Raw genomic sequence first — 20,733 nt, 5'->3', positions numbered from 1 at the left:
TTGGAAAAGGGGCATAAATGAAGAATCAGCCCTATTGGAGTTGAGAAAATGAACCTGAAAATGATTGGGAAAATCATAGGTTACATTCTTGCCATCGTTATTTTAATTGAATTGTATGAGCATCAATTGGGTGCCATCTCTTTTTTTATCCTGACTGTTGTATTTTTTACGGCAGCCTTTCGTCAGAAATCGAAAAAAGAAAGTGCATGATTTTTTCTGCTTAAGGGTTCCGGTGAAAGATAGACATTTAGGTAAATCTGTGAAAGTATCAGATAGAACTAGCATAAACCCATTTAGATTGTTTATAATGGAGTATATGTCTAGCAGGAATTGTCGTTATTTTATCGAAATACTGTTTTAGATTATTTTTTTATGTGAAAAAACACGGAATTCAGTGTTTGAATAGAGAAGGGAAGTGCGGAATTTGAGTTTAAAAGAACACTCAAAAGAGCAATTATTGGAAATGTCCTTAATAGAGATGGCATATGATTTGTTGGTGGAAAGAAATGAACCGATTCCATTTAAAGACTTAATAAGCGAATTAGCATCGCTGCACCATTTATCTAAAGCGGAAGTGGCAAAGAAAATTGCACAATTCTATACGGATTTAAATGTGGATGGCCGCTTCACTTCACTTGGGGACAACCGCTGGGGATTGAAAACATGGTATCCAGTTGACCAAATCGAAGAAGAAGTCGTGCATGTTGTAAAACCTAAAAAGAAAAAGAAAACGAAAAAGGCTGCTGTCGTTATCGACGATTTCGATGAACTTGAAGACGAAGATCTTGACTTTGAAGAAGATGTCGATGATCTGGATGAGGATGAAGATGACGACGATGATGATGATATTCTAGGTTCTCCAGTTATTGACGAAGTGCTTTTGGATGATGACGTGGATGATGATGATGATCTGGAAGAAGAAATAATTGAAGATGAAGCATTTGTCCTGGAAGATGATGAGGACGAAGATGAAGACGAAGAAGAGTTGAAAGAAGAGAATGACAAATAAATAATCGCCCTTGACTTTTTGAGGCGAAATTTGTAGAATCATTTTTGGGCTCCTTAAAAAAGGACACAATGATTAAATTATATCGCTCCCTTACTTTTATTGTAAGCGGAGCGTTTTTGTTTTTAATGATGGAATGAATAAATGACATCATTTTTTTATTTTTAAAAATGATTTCTCTTAGAATTGTAAAAACTATAGAGAACATATTTATGTTAACTGTCATTTAAGGAAATTTATTCTTGTTCATGTATCCTGCATGACTCTCACTAAAAACCTTTAAGTGATTAATGGTTTGTACAGATTTTATGGTTATAGCTTTAACCGCCTGTGTGGCGGAAGATTTGATGCAGGTTCTGATTAAATGATATGAAGAACGGCATTCGAAGAAAACAATCTATAGGAGGATATAAGATGACAAAATATATTTTTGTGACAGGTGGAGTAGTTTCTTCCTTAGGAAAAGGGATAACTGCAGCTTCTTTAGGTAGACTTTTAAAAAATAGGGGATTGAATGTTACGATCCAGAAGTTTGACCCTTATATCAACTTGGATCCTGGTACGATGAGTCCATATCAACATGGTGAAGTGTTTGTAACAGATGATGGTGCTGAAACGGATTTGGATCTTGGGCATTATGAGCGTTTTATTGATATCAACCTTGGTAAACACAGCAATGTGACTACAGGTAAAATTTATTCAACCGTCCTGAGAAAAGAACGCCGTGGTGATTATTTAGGTGGAACAGTTCAAGTCATTCCCCATATCACGAATGAAATTAAAGAACGGGTTTTCCGTTCAGGTAATGAAACGAATGCCGATATAGTCATTACTGAAATTGGTGGTACTGTAGGGGATATCGAGTCTCTTCCGTTCCTTGAAGCGATTCGCCAAATTAAAAGTGATATCGGGATCAATAATGTTATGTATATCCACTGTACACTGGTCCCTTACATCAAAGCTGCTGGTGAAATGAAAACAAAACCGACACAGCATAGTGTAAAAGAATTACGCAGTCTTGGCATTCAGCCGAATATCATCGTTGCACGTACAGAAAGCCCAATTTCACAAGATATGAAGGATAAAATCGCTTTATTCTGCGATATCGATAAAAATTCTGTCATCGAATGTCTTGATGCGGATACACTTTACTCCATCCCTCTTGCGCTTCAAGCACAAAATATGGACCAAATCGTTTGTGATCACTTGAAATTGGACTGTGGCGAAGCGGATATGGAAGATTGGAAGGAACTTGTCAAAAAGGTAACTTCTTTATCAAAGAAAACGAAAATCGCTCTAGTCGGAAAATATGTTGAATTGCAAGATGCTTATCTTTCTGTTGTGGAAGCACTTAAGCATGCAGGTTACGCATTTGATGCAGATGTTGAAATCGACTGGGTGAATTCTGAAGATGTAACAAAAGAAAATGTTGCTGAACTTCTTAAAGATGCAGATGGAATCCTTGTCCCTGGTGGCTTTGGAGATCGTGGAATCGAAGGGAAAATTGCAGCGACCGAGTTTGCCCGTACGACAAAAACACCGTTCTTCGGAATCTGTTTAGGCATGCAGTTGGCATCCATTGAATATGCACGCAACGTCCTAGGATTGCCAGAAGCGCATTCAGCTGAAATTAAGGAAGATACTCCAGATCCAATCATCGATCTTCTTCCTGAGCAAAAGGATGTAGAAGATTTGGGCGGAACACTGCGTCTTGGTCTGTATCCATGTAAGCTTATCGAAGGAACTAAAGCATACGAAGCATATAATGATGAGGTTGTTTATGAACGTCACCGTCACCGTTATGAGTTCAATAACCACTACCGTCAGGCTATGGAAGAGGCAGGATTCGTCTTCTCAGGTACAAGCCCAGATGGCCGTCTGGTTGAAATCGTTGAATTGAAAGATCATCCTTGGTTTGTGGCTTCCCAATTCCATCCGGAATTCACGTCACGCCCTAACCGTCCACAGCCGCTATTCCGTGACTTTGTCGGTATGTCTTTAAAGAGCAGCAAAAAACTTTAATAAATAAAAAAACAGCCCATGTGGCTGTTTTTTTTTGTTTAAGATAATTTATCATTCTTCATCATCATATTCTTTTATGATTTCTTCAAGAGTGAATTTAATCCCATAATAAGCGAAAAGAGCGGCAATGAGGGTAGGGTACCCATATCGATTTCCAGTTTCATCGGGGATCAACCCTCGTTGCATACGTAAGTCTATATGTACGTCTGCCAACTCTAGAAGGGACTCCTCTTTAGAAGGAACGGATGTAGAAACTGCAACAAATGGTATATCATTTTCCTTTAGTTGTTTTGCCAGCATCAATGCTTCAAAATCATCTGAATGGCGAGTGAATATAAGAAATCGATCTTCCCTGGACATAGTTTCTCCCAATTCAAATCTTTTTGCCTTAGGAAAAGGCTCTGCCCCATCCAAAGCCTCCGACGTGACGCCCTGCATTTCACCAAATCCGTGAATGAACACTGAGCCATCCCCAATCGCCGCCTGAGCCAGCAGGCGGCCGGCATCCTCCATTTCAAAGGCTTCATTTTCAATCATTTTTTTAAATAAACCGCTTATCTGTGTCGAGAAAATTTTTAACATGATTAGGGACTCCTTTAAAAAATTATATCTTTATTATAAAGGACTTTCCCTTGCATTGACAGGCTTCTGGGCTTCTGATCCAAAGGGCTAAATTAACTAAATCGGTCGAAAAAACAAAAAAATTGAAAATCCTTTTAGCCATAGAGCAGGAATTTTGTTACAATTATCGAATATGAACATAGAAATCATGAATGGGGAATAAATGCGTTGGACTACAAGTAATTTGACGCAACCTATGTAATGGCCGACTAGGCTAATACATTTAATTAAATAAATCGGGTAAGGGAGAGGTGATTAAATGTCAGGGAAAATATTAATAGTTGATGATCAATTTGGGATTCGTATTTTATTGAACGAGGTTTTACATAAAGAAGGGTATGAAACATTTCAAGCCGCAAATGGCATTCAGGCCCTGGAAGTGCTAAATAATCATTCACCAGATCTTGTATTACTGGATATGAAGATTCCCGGAATGGATGGCATTGAGATATTGAAGAGGATGAAAGTGGTCGATCCGGACATCCGGGTCATAATCATGACCGCATATGGTGAACTCGATATGATTCAAGAAGCGAAGGATTTAGGTGCAATGACCCACTTTGCAAAGCCGTTTGATATTGATGATATTAGAAAAGCCGTTCGTGAATATTTACCGATACAGTCAAGTTAATGGTCTTGGAAATTTAATGTTTTTGACTAAGGAATTGCCGCGGCTATCTTTTTTAAGATGGGCCGTTGTTTTTTTTGGAATAAAATTTGAAGCACGATATAGTGTATTTGTTGCTGTTTTTTTGATGTATTGATATGCTAAAAGAAGCGAGATATTCTGATTTATAAGCGTATGCTACTTTGGTTTTAGGGAATATCTAGAAAGAATTAACTTTAAAATAATTACATTCACTAGTAGGAGGAAATCAAATGCCTTTAGTTTCTATGAAAGATATGCTGAATAAAGCTCTTGATGAAAAATATGCAGTAGGTCAATTCAATATCAATAACCTGGAATGGACTCAAGCCATTTTAGCTGCTGCAGAACACGAAAAATCTCCAGTCATCCTTGGTGTTTCCGAAGGGGCTGCCCGTCATATGGGTGGTTTTAAAACGACTGTCATGATGGTTCAAGGATTGTTGGAAGACATGAAAATCACTGTTCCTGTGGCCATTCACCTTGACCATGGTTCAAGTTTTGATAAATGTAAAGAGGCTATCGAAGCTGGATTCACTTCAGTAATGATCGATGCTTCACACCACCCGATTGAAGAGAATATCGAAACAACCAAGAAGGTTGTCGAATTCGCTCACGCACGTAATGTTTCTGTTGAAGCGGAAGTGGGCACAGTTGGCGGACAAGAAGATGATGTGATCGCTGATGGAGTCGTATATGCAGATCCTCAAGAATGTGAACAGTTAGTTAAAGAAACGAATGTCGATTGTTTTGCTCCTGCGTTGGGATCCGTTCACGGTCCATACAAAGGTGAACCTAACCTAGGCTATAAAGAAATGGAAGAAGTACGGGATTTAACAAACAAACCTCTTGTTCTTCATGGTGGTACAGGCATTCCTACGAAAGATATCCAAAAAGCGATTTCTCTTGGAACATCAAAAATCAATGTGAATACGGAAAATCAAATTGTGTTTACCAAAGCCGTTCGTGAAATTCTGAATAACGATGCTGAAGTATACGATCCACGTAAATACATGGTACCTGGCCGTGAAGCGATTAAAGAAACTGTCATCGGCAAAATGCGTGAATTCGGTTCAAACGGTAAAGCATAAATAACAAAAGCAATATGGGTTTCATCCCTTAAATGTAAGATGAAGATGAAATAGATGATAATTCCATTTGGGGGGGCACCCCCCTAATGGTTTCTTTTAGATGCAGACTGGAATCCGAGCTCTATTTTTTGAACAATTAGAATTCAGATAAAAAAATTGATTACATACGGAGGATATTTTATGAAATTCTTTATTGATACAGCAAACATGGAAGAAATAAAGCAAGCACACGAACTTGGCGTTTTAGCAGGTGTTACGACTAACCCGTCCCTTGTTGCAAGAGAAAAGGGAGTTTCTTTCCATGAACGGTTAAAAGAAATCACAAGCCTTGTTAAGGAATCCGTTTCTGCAGAAGTCATTGCGCTTGATTTTGAAGGAATGATGGCTGAAGCCAAGGAATTAGTTGCAATTGCACCTAATATCACGATTAAGGTACCAATGACTCCAGACGGTTTGAAGGCTGTTGCAGCTCTTACAAAACAAGGTGTCAAAACAAATGTCACCCTTATTTTCAGTGCCAACCAAGCATTATTGGCAGCTAGGGCTGGGGCAACTTATGTATCGCCATTTTTAGGACGCTTGGATGACATTGGCCAAAATGGTTTGGATTTAATTTCGGATATTGCTGACATATTTGCGATCCATGATATCAATGCTGAGATCATTGCAGCTTCTATCCGCCACCCGATGCATATTACTGAAGCGGCTCTTAAAGGGGCACATATTGCAACGATCCCTTATAAAGTTTTAATGCAACTATTCCACCACCCATTAACGGACAAAGGGATTGAAGCTTTCTTGAAGGATTGGAATTCTCGTACTGAAGCATAATGCCTTGCCGCTAAGTCGCTATAGATTGCACCGTTTTAAATAAAATTAACATAAATTAGAAATTTTTAGCTTTTTTTACATGAATTTTATAATTTTGTGTAAACTAAGGAACAGATAGTGAATGTTGTCGGATTATGCAATTTTCTTGTGGTAAAATATTACTTTTGGAAGTAGCATCTAAGTGCTTAGCGTGGAAGGGAGTTTATTATGGAAAAACTTAAAATTGCCGGTGGCTATCCTTTAAAGGGAAGCATTCGTGTCAGCGGAGCAAAAAATAGTGCGGTTGCCCTTATCCCTGCAACAATTTTGGCGGACTCTCCTGTAACGATTGAAGGCCTGCCTGATATCTCGGATGTACAGATGCTGAAAGAGTTAATGGAGGAAATTGGCGGTGAGGTTTCCTTTGATGATGGGGAAATGACAGTGAATCCCAGCAGAATGATTTCAATGCCTCTTCCCAATGGAAGAGTTAAGAAGTTACGTGCCTCCTATTATTTAATGGGGGCGATGCTTGGTAAATTCAAAAAGGCAGTGATTGGCTTGCCTGGAGGCTGCCATTTAGGTCCTCGCCCAATAGATCAGCATATAAAGGGGTTTGAAGCGCTAGGCGCACAAGTGACGAATGAACAAGGAGCCATTTACCTTAGGGCGGACGAGCTACGGGGGGCACGCATTTATTTGGACGTCGTCAGTGTAGGGGCAACGATCAATATTATGCTTGCCGCTGTTTTGGCCAAAGGCCGCACAGTGATTGAAAATGCTGCGAAAGAACCGGAAATCATCGATGTTGCCACATTGTTGACCAACATGGGAGCGAAAATCAAGGGTGCCGGAACCGATATCATTCGTATTGATGGTGTGGAAAGTTTACATGGGTGCAAACATACGATCATACCAGATCGGATTGAAGCCGGGACTTTCATGATTTTAGCCGCTGCGGTCGGTGAAGGAATCTTGATCGATAATGTCATCCCCCAGCATTTGGAGTCATTGACTGCCAAAATGAGGGAAATGGGAATTAATATTGAAGCCGGTGATGATCAGATTTTTGTCTCACCAGGAGATAAATATAAGTCCGTTGATATCAAGACGCTGGTTTATCCCGGATTTCCAACAGATCTTCAGCAGCCCTTCACTTCACTCTTAACAAAAGCAAGCGGTTCTAGCATGGTGACCGATACGATATACGGGGCACGATTTAAGCATATTGATGAACTGCGACGCATGAATGCGAAGATCAAAGTCGAGGGCAGAGCAGGCATCATTGATGGTCCTGTCCAGCTTCATGGAGCAAAAGTGAAGGCAAGCGATTTACGTGCCGGAGCAGCTCTGGTAATTGCCGGTTTAATGGCTGAAGGGATTACCGAAGTGACCGGGCTTGAACATATAGATCGCGGATATAGCCATCTGGTTGAAAAACTTTCAGGTTTGGGAGCAACGATTTGGCGTGAAGAAATGACGCAAGAAGAGGTGGAGCAGCTTAAAAGCTGATCCCTTTTCTTGTTACCCCATTGTGTTACTATATATGATATAATGTGTTATACTAATATATAAATAAATCATGCTAGTGTACATGAGGGGGAACCGGAAATGGAAAGAAGTTTATCGATGGAGCTTGTCCGCGTAACAGAGGCGGCGGCACTAAATTCTGCTCGTTGGATGGGAAGAGGAATGAAAGACGAAGCAGATGATGCAGCAACAACTGCAATGAGGGATGTTTTCAATACAATACCCATGCAAGGGACGGTTGTAATCGGTGAAGGGGAAATGGATGAAGCGCCAATGCTTTATATTGGTGAAAAGCTTGGTACTGGTCTTGGGCCACTAGTCGATGTTGCAGTTGATCCTTTGGAAGGAACGAACATCGTTGCATCTGGCGGCTGGAATGCATTGGCTGTATTGGCGATAGCAGATAAGGGGAACTTGCTTCATGCCCCGGATATGTATATGGATAAAATAGCCGTTGGTCCCGAGGCTGTTGGTCAGATTGATATCAATGCTTCTGTGTTGGACAACCTGAAAGCGGTAGCCAAGGCGAAAAATAAAGATATCCAAGACGTAGTCGCAACAGTTTTGAACCGTGATCGTCATTCGAAGATCATTCACGAACTTCGTGAGGCAGGGGCACGTATCAAGTTGATCAACGATGGAGATGTAGCAGGTGCCATCAATACGGCCTTCGATCTTACCGGTGTTGACATCTTATTCGGATCTGGCGGAGCTCCAGAGGGAGTTATTGCAGCTGTTGCCTTGAAATGCCTCGGAGGAGAAATTCAAGGTAAACTTATTCCTCAAAGTGATGAAGAAGTGGAACGCTGTGTAAAAATGGGCCTTGAATTAGGAAGAGTCCTCAGAATGGAAGACCTTGTTCGCGGAGATGACGCAATTTTTGCTGCAACAGGTGTGACTGATGGAGAGCTTTTACGAGGTGTACAATTTAAAGGAAATTACGGCGAAACACAATCCGTAGTCATGCGTGCTAAATCTGGAACCGTTCGTTTCATTGATGGACGTCACAGTCTTAAAATTAAACCGAATGGTCTGATTGACTAAGAACGTTTTTTAGAAAAGATCACAGCTAAAAAGCGAGCGGGTTCATCGCTCGCTTTCTCTTTTTAAAAATTTAAGTTGAATAATTAAAATAAAAAAAGTAAAATAAAGCTTGGTTTACTATTAATTGATTTATATATAAAATCTGCCCTTTCACTCCAAACTTCAAGAAGCCTTCAAATAATTTTCTTCTTTACATGTAAAAATGTATCATCCTTTCTAAGAAAACTCTGGTCGGGTACATGGATTGCGGTTTTTCTTCCATCTAACAAACCATTTCTTTTTCAGTATGGGTGAAAACGTTTAATTAATAAAAGTGTGGTGTCATAATGAATTTAACTATTTCTAATTTAGAAAACATGAAACTAAAGGATCTCTATGAGCACGCGCGTGAATATAAAGTTTCCTATTACAGCAAACTTTCAAAAAAGGAACTTATTTTCGCTATCCTGAAAGCACAAGCTGAGCAGGATGGTCTCCTATTCATGGAGGGCGTTTTAGAGATCATCCCTTCCGAGGGCTTCGGTTTCTTGCGTCCAATTAATTATTCTCCAAGCTCGGAGGATATTTATATTTCTGCTTCACAGATCCGCAGATTCGATTTGCGAAATGGAGATAAAGTGTCCGGTAAGGTAAGGCCTCCAAAAGAAAACGAGCGCTATTATGGATTGCTGCATGTTGAAGCTGTCAATGGCGATAATCCGGAATCGGCTAAGGAGCGTGTTCATTTTCCAGGCTTAACACCGCTGTATCCAAACAGACAAATTAAACTGGAAACGACACCGAAGAACTTATCAACTAGAATTATGGATGTCTTGGCACCGGTAGGTTTTGGACAGCGTGGTCTGATTGTCGCACCGCCAAAAGCTGGTAAAACGATGCTTATCAAAGAAATTGCCAATGCGATAACCACGAACCATCCTGAATCGGAATTGATTGTACTGTTGATCGATGAACGCCCGGAAGAAGTGACGGACATTGAACGCTCCGTTGCTGGTGACGTGGTGAGTTCAACGTTCGATGAAGTGCCTGAAAACCATATAAAGGTGGCAGAGCTAGTGTTGGAAAGAGCTATGCGCCTTGTGGAGCATAAACGGGATGTCATCATTTTAATGGATAGCATTACCCGGCTTGCCCGTGCTTATAACCTTGTCATTCCGCCGAGCGGGCGTACACTATCCGGAGGGATTGACCCTGCTGCATTCCATCGTCCAAAACGCTTTTTCGGTGCGGCGAGGAATATCGAGGAGGGCGGCAGCTTGACGATCCTTGCTACGGCATTGGTAGACACGGGTTCAAGAATGGACGATGTCATTTATGAGGAATTTAAAGGTACGGGTAATATGGAACTGCATTTAGATCGTGCCCTTGCAGAAAGACGTATCTTCCCGGCAATCGATATCCGTCGCTCAGGCACTCGTAAAGAAGAATTGTTAATTCCGAAAGATCGCCTGGATAAATTATGGGCTATTAGGAAAACGATGTCAGATTCACCTGATTTCTCAGAGAAATTCCTTCGCCGTCTAAAACAGACAAAAGGTAATGAAGAGTTTTTCAGTAAGTTGGATGAAGAGATGTCAGAAATGAAAAAGGGACCAGCGAGCGTTAAACGTTCTTAAACAGTGAAAGAAACAAACTGTTGCACAACTAGTCTTAAGTTGCTATAATGGGTTCATGTGTTTTTACAATAAATGTGAGGGTGCTTTTCCCTCACCTTGAAGTATATAACTCTGTTTCGAATGATTCAGGGCAGAAGGAGCTGAAAAGAATGAAAACTGGAATTCATCCAAATTATAAACTTTCAAAAGTATCTTGCTCTTGCGGAAACACTTTTGAAACTGGTTCAGTTAAAGAAGAGATCAAAGTTGAGACTTGTTCAGAGTGCCACCCATTCTATACTGGTCGTCAAAAATTCGCTGAAGCTGGCGGACGTGTTGATCGTTTCAACAAAAAATACGGTATTAAATAAGCCGGACTTTTTAAAAAACAGGCAAGTATTTTTCTTGCCTGTTTTTTATTTTCTGTAAACAGGTAAGAATTTTTATAAAGCCGGGTCCACTTCAATTATGGCTAAGGGATCGACAGGTGGAAGGGAGTAGCTGTTTCCATGTATGTAATGAAACAAACAGGCTGGATTGAGCTTATTTGCGGAAGCATGTTTTCAGGTAAATCTGAGGAATTGATTAAACGAGTCAGCCGTGCTCAATTTGCTAAAGAGCAAATAGCTGTATTTAAACCGGCTATAGATAATCGCTATGCGGAAGAGGCTGTCGTATCGCACAATGGCTCTTCTGTGATGGCAAAACCGATTGCCCATTCAACTGATATTTTTAAGCATTTGGACAAGCCCCTGGATATCATTGCTATAGATGAAGTGCAATTTTTTGATCATGAAATTATCGGGGTTGCCCAGCATCTTGCGGACAGCGGTTATCGAGTGATTATGGCTGGACTCGATCAAGACTTCAGAGGTGAACCATTCGGTCCTATGCCTGTTCTATTATCGCTAGCAGAATCAGTGACTAAGCTGCAGGCTGTGTGTGAAGTGTGCGGTTCACCTGCGAGCAGGACACAGCGCTTGATAGATGGGGCGCCGGCCTCCTATGATGAGCCGATCATCCTTGTGGGTGCATCGGAATCATACGAGCCCCGTTGCCGCCATCATCACGAAGTTCCAGGTAAGCAGGCTGTCGGGATTAAAGAACATATTTGAATGATGGTGCCCTAGGATCGATTGAGATCTTAGGGTGCTTTTTTATGAAGAAATGGTTAAGTAATTTATACGGGAAATTGAGTTTATTCTGAAAGCGGATAAGCCATGTTGAAAAAACTTTCTAAAGGCATTCAGGTGGTAAGACCAATACATGGAAGGGAAATTAAAAGATAAATATTGCCCCATTTTGGGAAGGCTAACTTAGGAAATGTCCTTGTTTAACTAGTCAAAATGGAGGGGAAAAATATGAAATCAATACTGGTTTTTATGATGGCCTTTTTTCTTGCTGCACTAACAGCATGCGGTCAAAATGACAATGCAATAAATAATGATTCGGAATATGGCGATCAATCCCGGGATGGAAAAGATTTTGTTGGCAAAGGTTTAAAACGTATGTCTAATAATGATTGGGACAATGAAACGGAACGGCCATCGGATCAAGTCCTAAACACTCCGCATCAAACATCGAATAATTCCCCTTCCATGGGGCAGGAAATTGATAAAATCCGAGAGGTCGTTAAGTCGAAAACTAATTATGAAGCGGGAACCGTGTGGTTAAATGGCAATACCATACATGTTACGGTCCATGATAAAGGCGAAATCAAGACGGAAGAGAAAAGAAATGAGGAAAAGCGGCGAATTCAAGACATGATAACCAGGGTTGTGCCCCAATATAAAATAGATGTTAAGTTAAAGAAATAACCACAATTTTGAATCCTCTTTGACGTTGATTATTCACCTATACTATAATTAACCTAGAAGTGAACTGAGCTGGGGCACTGAACTACTTATTTATAGTTAGAAAAGATGGATTACTTCCAATTCGTTTCAGATGTTTTGGAAAATTATGAGGTGAATAATTTGTTTGATCGATTGCAAGCAGTAGAAGATAGATATGAAAGATTGAATGAACTATTAAGTGACCCGGAGATCATTAATGACAATAAGAAGCTAAGGGAATATTCTAAGGAGCAATCCAGTATTCAAGAGACCGCATCGACTTATAAAGAATATAAAGCGGTTCGTGAGCAACTTCAGGAAGCTAAGGCTATGCTGGAGGACAAACTTGATGCGGATATGCGTGAAATGGTAAAAGAAGAGATTAATGAACTCGAAGAGACCATACAAGGCCTTGAGGATAAACTGAAAATATTGCTCATTCCGAAAGACCCTAACGATGATAAGAACGTAATCATGGAGATCCGCGGAGCGGCAGGCGGAGATGAAGCGGCTTTATTTGCAGGTAGCTTATACCGAATGTATAGCCGTTTTGCAGAAGTGCAGGGTTGGCGGACTGAAGTCATTGAAGCAAGTCCTACCGGGCTTGGAGGCTACAAGGAAATCATATTCATGATTAATGGCAATGGCGCTTATTCAAAATTGAAATTCGAAAATGGAGCCCATCGGGTTCAGCGAGTGCCTGAAACTGAATCAGGTGGACGGATTCATACATCTACAGCAACGGTTGCCGTTTTACCCGAAGCTGAGGAAGTGGAAGTCGAGATCCATGATAAGGATGTTCGTGTCGATACCTTTGCATCAAGCGGTCCTGGAGGGCAAAGTGTCAATACGACCATGTCAGCGGTGCGATTGACTCATATTCCGACTAATACGGTTGTATCCTGTCAAGATGAAAAATCACAAATCAAGAACAAAGAAAAAGCGATGAAGGTTTTGCGTGCTAGGGTGTATGATAAAATCCATCGCGAAGTGCAGGCGGAATATGATCAAAATAGGAAGCTTGCTGTTGGAACAGGCGATCGTTCCGAAAGGATTCGCACGTATAACTTCCCGCAAAACCGCGTTACTGACCACCGCATTGGTTTAACGATTCAAAAGCTGGATCAAATCATGGAAGGTAAACTGGATGATGTCGTGGATGCTTTAATCATGGAAGACCAATCTTCAAGGCTGGAAAATGCAGATGAATAATTCTGGCCTGAAAGTGTTTGAAGCCCTTAAGTGGGCTTCTTCTTTTTTAAAGGAAAATGATCGTGACGCCAATGCAGGGGAAATCCTGTTACAGCATTTATTAAAACAAACTCGCTCCCAGCTACTAGCCAACCTTCATGATGAGCTTAGTGAAGATGATTTTGGACAATTTAAGGCAGCTATTGAGCTTCACGCTGATGGAACACCCATCCAATATATAATAGGCAGTGAAGAATTTTATGGACGGACCTTCTTTGTAAATGAAGAAGTGCTGATACCGAGACCTGAAACAGAAGAATTGATTTATTATACATTACGAAAACTCCCGGCCATTTTTATGGAGGGACAGAAGCTCCGATTAGCGGATATTGGGACGGGCAGCGGTGCAATCGCCATTACGATGAAACTTGAAAAAACAAGCTTGTTGGTGATGGCCACGGACATAGCAGATCCTTCACTTGAAGTGGCGAGGGAAAATGCCGAATCACTTGGTGCCGAAGTGCAGTTCATGCAGGGTGATTTGCTTCAGCCTCTCATTAACACGAACCAGAAGGTGGACATCCTTTTATCGAATCCGCCATATATACCAAATGATGATCAAAAATCCATGTCTGTAGTCGTAACAGGCCATGAACCACATCGGGCTTTATTTGCTGGTGTCGACGGGCTGGATTTTTACCGCCGTTTTATGGAACAGTTACCTCTAATCATAAATGTGCCTGGACTGATCGGTTTTGAAGTGGGCACTGGACAGGGTCAGGCGGTTGCCGATTTATTGAAGCGAACCTTTCCCGCCGCAGAAGTATCCATTGTAAATGACATTAACGAAAAAGATAGAATGGTCTTTGCCGTATTAAAATAATTCGTCTCTTCTTTGGGACGGAAAGCGAGTGCCCTACGTTCCAATCAACGTTTTAATAGTGCAAACCCTCAAACAACAGTAGGCAAAAAAATCAATTAAATATCGAGTTGGTCTACAGTCTGGATCCGTCTCTACTTAGAGGCGGTTTTTTTATAATCTCCCCCTCACTATCGAATTGCTATATTTCCAACTATCAACTTTTTTGATTTTTACTAGTTTAAGATAGCTGGAAAATGGTGAGACTAATTCATGTGAGGGGGCGAAGGCGATGAAAACTAAACATTTAGCCATTATTTATCTATTAATCTTAACTATAGGAACGATCGTAAGTATATATATGCCTAAAGCGGAAATGGTCGGTGCAGAGGAAACGATGGTGATCCCGGATGAGGCGATTCGTCTGCGGATACTTGCTAATAGTGATACAGAAGAGGATCAATCGGTTAAGCGGCTGATTAGGGATGAGGTAAATAAAGATATCACAAAGTGGGTCGAGGAGCTTACTTCTTTGGATGACGCGAGGGATGTGATCACCTCACATCTACCGGATATCCAGGCCACGGCTGAGGCGGTTATAAAGGAACATGGTTTGGAACAGTCAGTAAAAGTAGATTTTGGACAAGCGGAATTTCCAACAAAACTTTACGGGCAGTATTTATATCCGGCAGGGGATTATGAAGCTGTGATCATTACACTGGGTGAAGGGGAAGGGGCTAATTGGTGGTGTGTGTTATTTCCTCCATTATGTTTCTTGGATTTTTCAAATGGGACGGCTGTAAGTCAAAGTCCGATTGTCGAGGATGAAGATAAAGAATCCGTAACTTCGGGAGGGAAGGCTTATGCTGCAACGAATGAAGAGAAAGAACTTGTTCAAGAGGAAGAAGTTGAAGAAAAGGTAAAAGATGAAAGTGTAAAAGAGGAAGTGCCGGAAGAAACGGTAAAAGATGAAAGTGTAAAAGAGGAAGTGCCGGAAGAAACGGTAAAGGAAAAGGTTATCGAGCCAGAGGTAAAAGGAGAAGTGACAGAAGTAAAAGGGAACGAGGAAGTAACGGAGGAAGTCATTGATGGGAATGTTGAGGAAAACAAAGAGAAGCTTGCGGCATCCAATGAACAGGGTCAACAATTATATGAAGGTGAAAAGGAGCCTGAGGTAGAAGTGAAGTCCTTATTTGCAGAAATCTTCAATGAGCTTTTTTAAGATCAGACAATTTAAAAAACATATCCACAGGGTTATTAACAAAAAATCAAAAAAGTCTGTCATTAATCTTTAATATCCACAAACTTATCCACGGATTCGATATGGTTATCCACAATTTGTGGATAACACTTGAATTATGTGTATACTTCTTTTATACTTTCAAAGTATCTTTTAAGTGAAATTAGTAAGATAAGTTGAAAATATCGTTCATATAAAAGCGATTATATAAAATAAGAAATGTTAAAAGGCGATGGTGTTAAAAATGAAAACGAAAGTTTGGTCAGTGGATAAAAATGTGGATAATTTACAAAGTTATCCCCAGATTACACAATCAGCTGAATTATTAATGGCTAATCAAGTGGTTGCCTTTCCTACAGAGACCGTTTATGGACTAGGCGCGAATGCCAAAAGTGACGAGGCGGTCAAAAAAGTGTTTGAAGCAAAAGGGCGTCCGAGTGATAATCCTTTAATCGTTCATATAGCCTCAGATGACCAGTTGTCAGGTATTGTAGAAGAGATCCCGGTAAAGGCACGGAAGCTAATGGCGGAATTTTGGCCGGGTCCTTTGACTTTGATCATGAAACGAAAACCGGGCCAGCTATCAACCCTTGTGACAGCTGGATTGGACACGGTGGCTGTCAGGATGCCAGATCATCAGGTTGCCCTCGGTCTTATTCGTGCGAGTGATTTGCCCATTGCGGCTCCAAGTGCAAATACTTCAGGAAAACCGAGCCCCACCTCAGCCAAACATGTTGAAGATGACTTGATGGGCCGGATTGCAGGCATTGTCGATGGCGGTACTACTGGTGTGGGCGTAGAATCCACAGTACTGGATTGCACGGTGGAAGTCCCTGTTATTTTAAGGCCTGGTGGGGTGACCTTGGAACAGTTGGAAGCGGTAATAGGAGAAGTTAGGCAAGATGTCGCTTTGAAGAATGAGGAAACGGCGCCAAAAGCTCCGGGCATGAAATATACCCACTATGCTCCAAAAGCCCCTCTATTTTTAGTCAAGGGTAATCAATCTTTCCTTCAGAGGCTTGTGAATGAAAAAAGGAATGACGGGTTAAAGGTAGGCATCATAACGGCTTTAGAACATCAACAGGATTATAATGCGGATTATGTGGTTGTCCCAGGTTCTTTATCGGATTTACATACAGTTGCGACAGGCTTATATGATACTTTACGACAATTTGATGAGCTGGAGGTCGATATCATTTTCAGTGAAATGTTTCCTGACTACGGTATCGGGGCTGCTGTCATGAACCGGCTTGAGAAGGCGGCAGGTCATCAAATCATCGAGGAACATGTGTAACAAGGACTGATTTATTCTTCTATTTCTTTTCGGACATGCATAACATGTAATAGGCACGTCCGAGGGAGGGTTGGAATGAATACATTTGCTGGGGAAATCATCACCTTATTGCTCATGGCATTCGCGTTGGGAATGGATGCCTTTTCCGTCGGCCTAGGAATGGGAATGTTTAAGCTAAGGTTGAGGCAAGTATTTTTTATAGGGCTGATAGTAGGTATTTTTCATATTTGGATGCCCTTGCTTGGTATGGGGGCAGGTCGTTTCATTTCAGAAAAATTCGGGACCTTTGCTACATACGCCGGCGGTCTCTTGTTGATCATTCTTGGTATACAGATGTTCATCCCGGGTAAAAAGGGTGAAGCTGATACCAGGGGAATTAAGATGCTGGCTCCTGTCGGGAAAGGCCTATTCATTTTTGCTTTAGGGGTAAGCCTGGATAGCTTCTCAGTAGGATTAACCCTGGGGATTTACGGTGCGAAAACGATTATAACCATTCTTTGTTTTGGGTTGGCTGCCACTCTGTTAACGTGGGGAGGGCTATTACTGGGTAGAAAAATACAGGGGGTGCTCGGAGTTTATAGTGAGATTCTTGGCGGAAGCATCCTGTGTGCGTTTGGATTAAAATTATTGTTCTCTTTTTAAATCCACTTGACCTCATACCTTTCCTTCCTCAACTGTTCCGATTATCGGGACGGTTTTTATTTTTCTCATGACATAAAGAGAGTGTTTATTTTTTTGTCTATATAGAACGGGCGATAGCTTATAATGAATAAAAAGGAGGCGTTAAAATGATCCGTGTATTATTTGTATGTACGGGTAACACATGCAGAAGCCCCATGGCAGAAGCGATATTAAAAAATAAGCATATTGCAGGTGTTGAAGTGAAGTCCGCTGGTGTTTATGCTTCAGCGGGCCAGGATGCTTCCATGCATGCTAAAAATGTATTGGTTGAGAATGACATAGTGCATAATCATCATTCAACGCCTTTATCCGAGAAGGAAATGGAGTGGGCGACTCATATTTTCACCATGACGGAAGGGCATAAAGCGGTCATTATCCGTACATATCCCAAGATGATCGATAAGACTTTTACTTTAAAAGAATTCGTTATTGACGATAAATATGATAGAGACATAATAGATCCGTTTGGCGGTTCTGAAGGCATCTATCGGGAAACCTTCAGGGAGCTGCAGGAATTAATAGAAGAATTAGTCATAAGGCTGAAAGAGTAAACAGTCTACAGGGGGGAGCGGTATGGAGGAAAGAACACATTATAAGTTTGGCTTGCGAAAAAAAATGGTTATCTTCACTACAGTCCTTGCTCTGATCACCTATTCAACCTCGGCATTTTTTATTTTCGTGATCCATCCAATGTTTTTTGAAAAAACGAGTTCGCTAAGTTTTAGTGTAGGGACGCTTTTATTAGGCATATTGTGGTCGGGGATTCTTTCGTTTTTTGCTTCTGGTCTTATTACTAAACCACTAAAAAGACTAGAAAAAGCCGTATTAAGTGCTGCTGATGGAAGTATAAACGAAGAAGTGGTGTTATCGAAGACGGATGATGAAATCCGTTCATTAGGCACTGCTTTCAATCATATGCTTTCTAACCTTAAGGACATGGTTCGGAATATTGAAGAGAATTTCCGTGAGACCAACAAAAAGGTCCTCCATATCTCTCAAGAATCTTCAAAAGCAACCGAACAGGCAGATAATATAGCAAGAACCATAGAGGAAATCTCAAAAGGGGCGGATACATCTGCCGCTTCCATCATGAATACTGCTGAATCCATTGATGATGTCGTCATGATTGCCAAAAAGGTTCAAAGCAAAGCACAGGAATCCGTTGGACTATCCAGTGATATGGCTACAGAACTTGTTCAGAGCAAAGCGGTAGTCAATTCCTTGGTTCATGGCATTAAACAATTGGCTAAAGAAAATCAAAAGTCGCTGAAAACAGTCAATCGTTTAGAGGAAAATGCAAAAAAGGTGGAGCAAATCATCGAACTTGTCGGCGAGATTGCGGCACAGACGAACCTGCTGGCATTGAATGCTTCCATTGAAGCTGCACGGGCAGGAGAACATGGAAAAGGGTTCGCAGTTGTAGCCGAAGAAGTCCGGTTGTTAGCTGATCAGAGTGCAAAAGCTGTTCAGGGCATTTCGAACCTGGTTCAAAATATTCAAGTTGAGGTCCAGGCAGTTGTGAAACAAATCGGCGATCAGGTCATATCGGCAAATGAAGAAGCCCAAAAAGGGACAAATACGGATATAGCCATAGAAGGAATGACAAAAACGGTACATAATGTGGTCGTTGCAGTAAAAGATATTACTGAGCTTGTTGACCGTCAAATGGAAAGTGTAGAAGAAACATCTAGGCAGTCCCAAGAGGTGGCTGCCATTGCAGAAGAAACATCTGCTGGAGCGGAAGAAGTAACAGCTACGACGAGCGAACAAGCAATAGTCATGGAAAACGTCAAAAAATCGGCGATGGACCTTAAAGTGCAAGCGGAAAAGTTGAACGGGACCATTACACGCTTTAACACTTGACATTTTTCAGCAGGAAACCTTAGTTGGTTTCCTGCTTCTTTACGGGAGGAAAAAGGTTGGCCGTCCTTTATTTTTTCATAATTTTGTGACACAATAAAATCAAATAAAAAAGCTAGGGGAGGATTTTTGATGAAAGTTGCGATTGCTTCGGATCATGGTGGCATACATATCCGTGAAGAAATAAAGAATTTAATGAATGAATTACAGATTCCATTTGAGGACTTTGGCTGTGAATGCAGTACGTCAGTGGATTATCCGGATTATGCATTGCCAGTTGCAGAAAAAGTTGCAAAGGGTGAGTTCGATCGGGGGATTTTAATCTGTGGTACTGGAATTGGAATGAGCATTGCGGCTAATAAGGTCAAAGGGATCCGTTGTGCATTGGTTCATGATGTCTATAGTGCAAAGTTGACCCGTCAGCATAATGATACCAATATGTTAGCTATGGGGGAACGTGTCATTGGTCCGGGTCTTGCCAGGGAAATTGCACAAACATGGCTGACTTCGGAATTCGAAGGCGGACGTCATCAAAACAGGATTGGTAAGATAGCGGAGTATGAAGGTAAACACAGCTAATCGTTAAGGTTCTGGAAAAGAATTTAGAGAGTCCACTCTTTTCTTCCAATAGCAAGTTTTCTTATTGAAAGGATGCGTTTTCATGACAAGTGATGCTATATTTTCGAATGAGCTTGAGATATGGGAAAATCAGTTTCGGAAACTATTACATGAGTTTCAAGAACAGGCAGCTTTAAAAGAAAACCAGCTACTGGTAATCGGCTGCAGTACAAGTGAAGTGATCGGAAAACGAATCGGTACGGAAGGGACACTCGACGTTGCGGGGATGGTTTATTCCGTAGTGAGGGATTTTCAAGAAAAAACGGGTATTCAGGTTGCATATCAATGTTGTGAGCATCTAAATAGGGCCCTGGTTTTGAAAAGGGAAACCGCAGTGCGAAACGATTATGAAGAAGTTTCGGTTGTGCCGGTAAGAACAGCTGGGGGATCGATGGCAACGTTCGCTTATCAACAATGGAAGGATGCTGTCGTCGTTGAGCATATTAAAGCGGAAGCGGGGATAGACATTGGGGATACCTTCATTGGCATGCATTTAAAGCATGTGGCGGTTCCAGTTCGATCTGCTATTAAAGAAATAGGACATGCACATGTGACCATGGCAAAAACCCGCCCGAAACTAATAGGCGGGGAACGGGCCGTTTATCAGGACCTCATTGAAAACAAGAGTTGTACTTTATAGGTAAAGTTAGACAGCATTTCTCGGGTGGGGAATGCTGTTTTTCGTATAGAATGATAGCGAAAGTGTAAAGCTTAAGATAATGTTCACAAAAAATCCTTAATTTTTTAGTTCCAATAAAATGGTTTTTTCGCTGATTAAATATAGGGTAAA

22 protein-coding genes are annotated in these 20,733 nt (G+C 41.1%); 21 read left to right on the top strand and 1 reads right to left on the bottom strand.

All coding sequences use genetic code 11. From position 1 onward, the window contains the following. Nucleotides 1-48 precede the first annotated feature (48 nt). The 3 genes from ACFX4L_RS05935 to ACFX4L_RS05925 all read left to right on the top strand — a co-directional run bounded on the left by ACFX4L_RS05935 (nucleotide 49) and on the right by ACFX4L_RS05925 (nucleotide 3,028). Complete coding sequence (locus ACFX4L_RS05935; protein WP_284469183.1) at nucleotides 49-210, top strand: hypothetical protein; 162 nt, start codon at nucleotides 49-51, stop codon at nucleotides 208-210. Nucleotides 211-424: 214 nt separating this feature from the next. Continuing rightward, nucleotides 425-1,009 (top strand): DNA-directed RNA polymerase subunit delta, encoded by a 585-nt coding sequence (rpoE, locus tag ACFX4L_RS05930; RefSeq protein WP_284469184.1) that lies wholly within the window; start codon nucleotides 425-427, stop codon nucleotides 1,007-1,009. 411 nt (nucleotides 1,010-1,420) lie between these two features. Then, nucleotides 1,421-3,028: a CTP synthase gene (locus ACFX4L_RS05925; protein ID WP_061465744.1), complete on the top strand. Its 1,608-nt coding sequence runs from the start codon at nucleotides 1,421-1,423 to the stop codon at nucleotides 3,026-3,028. 51 nt (nucleotides 3,029-3,079) lie between these two features. Here ACFX4L_RS05925 and ACFX4L_RS05920 read toward each other — a convergent pair whose 3' ends face one another. Next, nucleotides 3,080-3,610: a DUF2529 domain-containing protein gene (locus tag ACFX4L_RS05920; RefSeq protein WP_284469185.1), complete on the bottom strand. Its 531-nt coding sequence runs from the start codon at nucleotides 3,608-3,610 to the stop codon at nucleotides 3,080-3,082. A 298-nt stretch (nucleotides 3,611-3,908) separates the two neighbouring features. On the opposite strand from ACFX4L_RS05920, the gene ACFX4L_RS05915 reads away from it, so the two are divergent. The 18 genes from ACFX4L_RS05915 (at nucleotide 3,909) to ACFX4L_RS05830 (ending at nucleotide 20,583) form a co-directional block, all read left to right on the top strand. Continuing rightward, entirely contained in the window at nucleotides 3,909-4,280 is a 372-nt protein-coding gene (locus ACFX4L_RS05915) for a response regulator (protein ID WP_061465740.1), read from the top strand. 248 nt (nucleotides 4,281-4,528) lie between these two features. Further along, a complete protein-coding gene (locus ACFX4L_RS05910) occupies nucleotides 4,529-5,386 on the top strand; it encodes a class II fructose-bisphosphate aldolase (protein WP_377404168.1) in 858 nt (285 codons plus the stop codon). 180 nt (nucleotides 5,387-5,566) lie between these two features. Further along, a complete protein-coding gene (fsa, locus tag ACFX4L_RS05905) occupies nucleotides 5,567-6,217 on the top strand; it encodes a fructose-6-phosphate aldolase (protein ID WP_089362031.1) in 651 nt (216 codons plus the stop codon). A gap of 207 nt (nucleotides 6,218-6,424) precedes the next feature. Beyond that, on the top strand, nucleotides 6,425-7,708 hold the full coding sequence (locus tag ACFX4L_RS05900) for a UDP-N-acetylglucosamine 1-carboxyvinyltransferase (RefSeq protein ID WP_061465734.1): 1,284 nt from the start codon (nucleotides 6,425-6,427) through the stop codon (nucleotides 7,706-7,708). A gap of 99 nt (nucleotides 7,709-7,807) precedes the next feature. Next, the gene (glpX, locus tag ACFX4L_RS05895) at nucleotides 7,808-8,770 is read left to right on the top strand and encodes a class II fructose-bisphosphatase (protein ID WP_284469187.1); all 963 of its coding nucleotides are present in this window, start codon (nucleotides 7,808-7,810) and stop codon (nucleotides 8,768-8,770) included. A gap of 326 nt (nucleotides 8,771-9,096) precedes the next feature. After that, on the top strand, nucleotides 9,097-10,386 hold the full coding sequence (gene rho, locus ACFX4L_RS05890; protein ID WP_034315849.1) for a transcription termination factor Rho: 1,290 nt from the start codon (nucleotides 9,097-9,099) through the stop codon (nucleotides 10,384-10,386). Nucleotides 10,387-10,535: 149 nt separating this feature from the next. After that, the gene (rpmE, locus tag ACFX4L_RS05885; protein WP_053348458.1) at nucleotides 10,536-10,736 is read left to right on the top strand and encodes a 50S ribosomal protein L31; all 201 of its coding nucleotides are present in this window, start codon (nucleotides 10,536-10,538) and stop codon (nucleotides 10,734-10,736) included. A 138-nt stretch (nucleotides 10,737-10,874) separates the two neighbouring features. Beyond that, nucleotides 10,875-11,480, top strand: a complete 606-nt coding sequence (locus tag ACFX4L_RS05880) for a thymidine kinase (protein ID WP_061465730.1) — start codon at nucleotides 10,875-10,877, stop codon at nucleotides 11,478-11,480. 246 nt (nucleotides 11,481-11,726) lie between these two features. Continuing rightward, complete coding sequence (locus ACFX4L_RS05875; protein WP_289319332.1) at nucleotides 11,727-12,182, top strand: hypothetical protein; 456 nt, start codon at nucleotides 11,727-11,729, stop codon at nucleotides 12,180-12,182. A gap of 159 nt (nucleotides 12,183-12,341) precedes the next feature. Beyond that, nucleotides 12,342-13,412, top strand: coding sequence for a peptide chain release factor 1 (prfA, locus tag ACFX4L_RS05870; RefSeq protein ID WP_061465726.1), 1,071 nt, complete (start codon nucleotides 12,342-12,344; stop codon nucleotides 13,410-13,412). Beyond that, nucleotides 13,405-14,274 (top strand): peptide chain release factor N(5)-glutamine methyltransferase, encoded by an 870-nt coding sequence (gene prmC / locus ACFX4L_RS05865; protein ID WP_377404165.1) that lies wholly within the window; start codon nucleotides 13,405-13,407, stop codon nucleotides 14,272-14,274. Before prfA ends, prmC begins: the two co-directional genes overlap by 8 nt. A 268-nt stretch (nucleotides 14,275-14,542) precedes the next feature. Beyond that, nucleotides 14,543-15,472 carry a stage II sporulation protein R gene (spoIIR, locus tag ACFX4L_RS05860; RefSeq protein WP_377404162.1) on the top strand — a complete coding sequence of 310 codons (930 nt, stop codon included), beginning with the start codon at nucleotides 14,543-14,545 and terminating at the stop codon, nucleotides 15,470-15,472. A 262-nt stretch (nucleotides 15,473-15,734) separates the two neighbouring features. Continuing rightward, nucleotides 15,735-16,784 carry an L-threonylcarbamoyladenylate synthase gene (locus ACFX4L_RS05855; RefSeq protein WP_284469191.1) on the top strand — a complete coding sequence of 350 codons (1,050 nt, stop codon included), beginning with the start codon at nucleotides 15,735-15,737 and terminating at the stop codon, nucleotides 16,782-16,784. A 75-nt stretch (nucleotides 16,785-16,859) separates the two neighbouring features. Beyond that, on the top strand, nucleotides 16,860-17,426 hold the full coding sequence (locus tag ACFX4L_RS05850; protein WP_377381033.1) for a manganese efflux pump MntP: 567 nt from the start codon (nucleotides 16,860-16,862) through the stop codon (nucleotides 17,424-17,426). Nucleotides 17,427-17,572: 146 nt separating this feature from the next. Next, nucleotides 17,573-18,016, top strand: coding sequence for a low molecular weight protein arginine phosphatase (locus ACFX4L_RS05845; protein WP_284469192.1), 444 nt, complete (start codon nucleotides 17,573-17,575; stop codon nucleotides 18,014-18,016). A 22-nt stretch (nucleotides 18,017-18,038) separates the two neighbouring features. Then, nucleotides 18,039-19,328 carry a methyl-accepting chemotaxis protein gene (locus ACFX4L_RS05840; RefSeq protein WP_377404159.1) on the top strand — a complete coding sequence of 430 codons (1,290 nt, stop codon included), beginning with the start codon at nucleotides 18,039-18,041 and terminating at the stop codon, nucleotides 19,326-19,328. A gap of 129 nt (nucleotides 19,329-19,457) precedes the next feature. Next, nucleotides 19,458-19,904, top strand: a complete 447-nt coding sequence (rpiB, locus tag ACFX4L_RS05835; protein ID WP_061465717.1) for a ribose 5-phosphate isomerase B — start codon at nucleotides 19,458-19,460, stop codon at nucleotides 19,902-19,904. 82 nt (nucleotides 19,905-19,986) lie between these two features. Continuing rightward, nucleotides 19,987-20,583, top strand: a complete 597-nt coding sequence (locus ACFX4L_RS05830) for a TIGR01440 family protein (protein WP_377381026.1) — start codon at nucleotides 19,987-19,989, stop codon at nucleotides 20,581-20,583. Nucleotides 20,584-20,733 lie beyond the last annotated feature (150 nt).

This window comes from Peribacillus sp. YIM B13482, assembly GCF_042787975.1.
GTDB lineage: Bacteria > Bacillota > Bacilli > Bacillales > DSM-1321 > Peribacillus > Peribacillus simplex_A.
The sequence above is the reverse complement of the archived record's forward strand: the minus strand, read 5'-3'. Positions and strand labels throughout refer to the sequence as shown.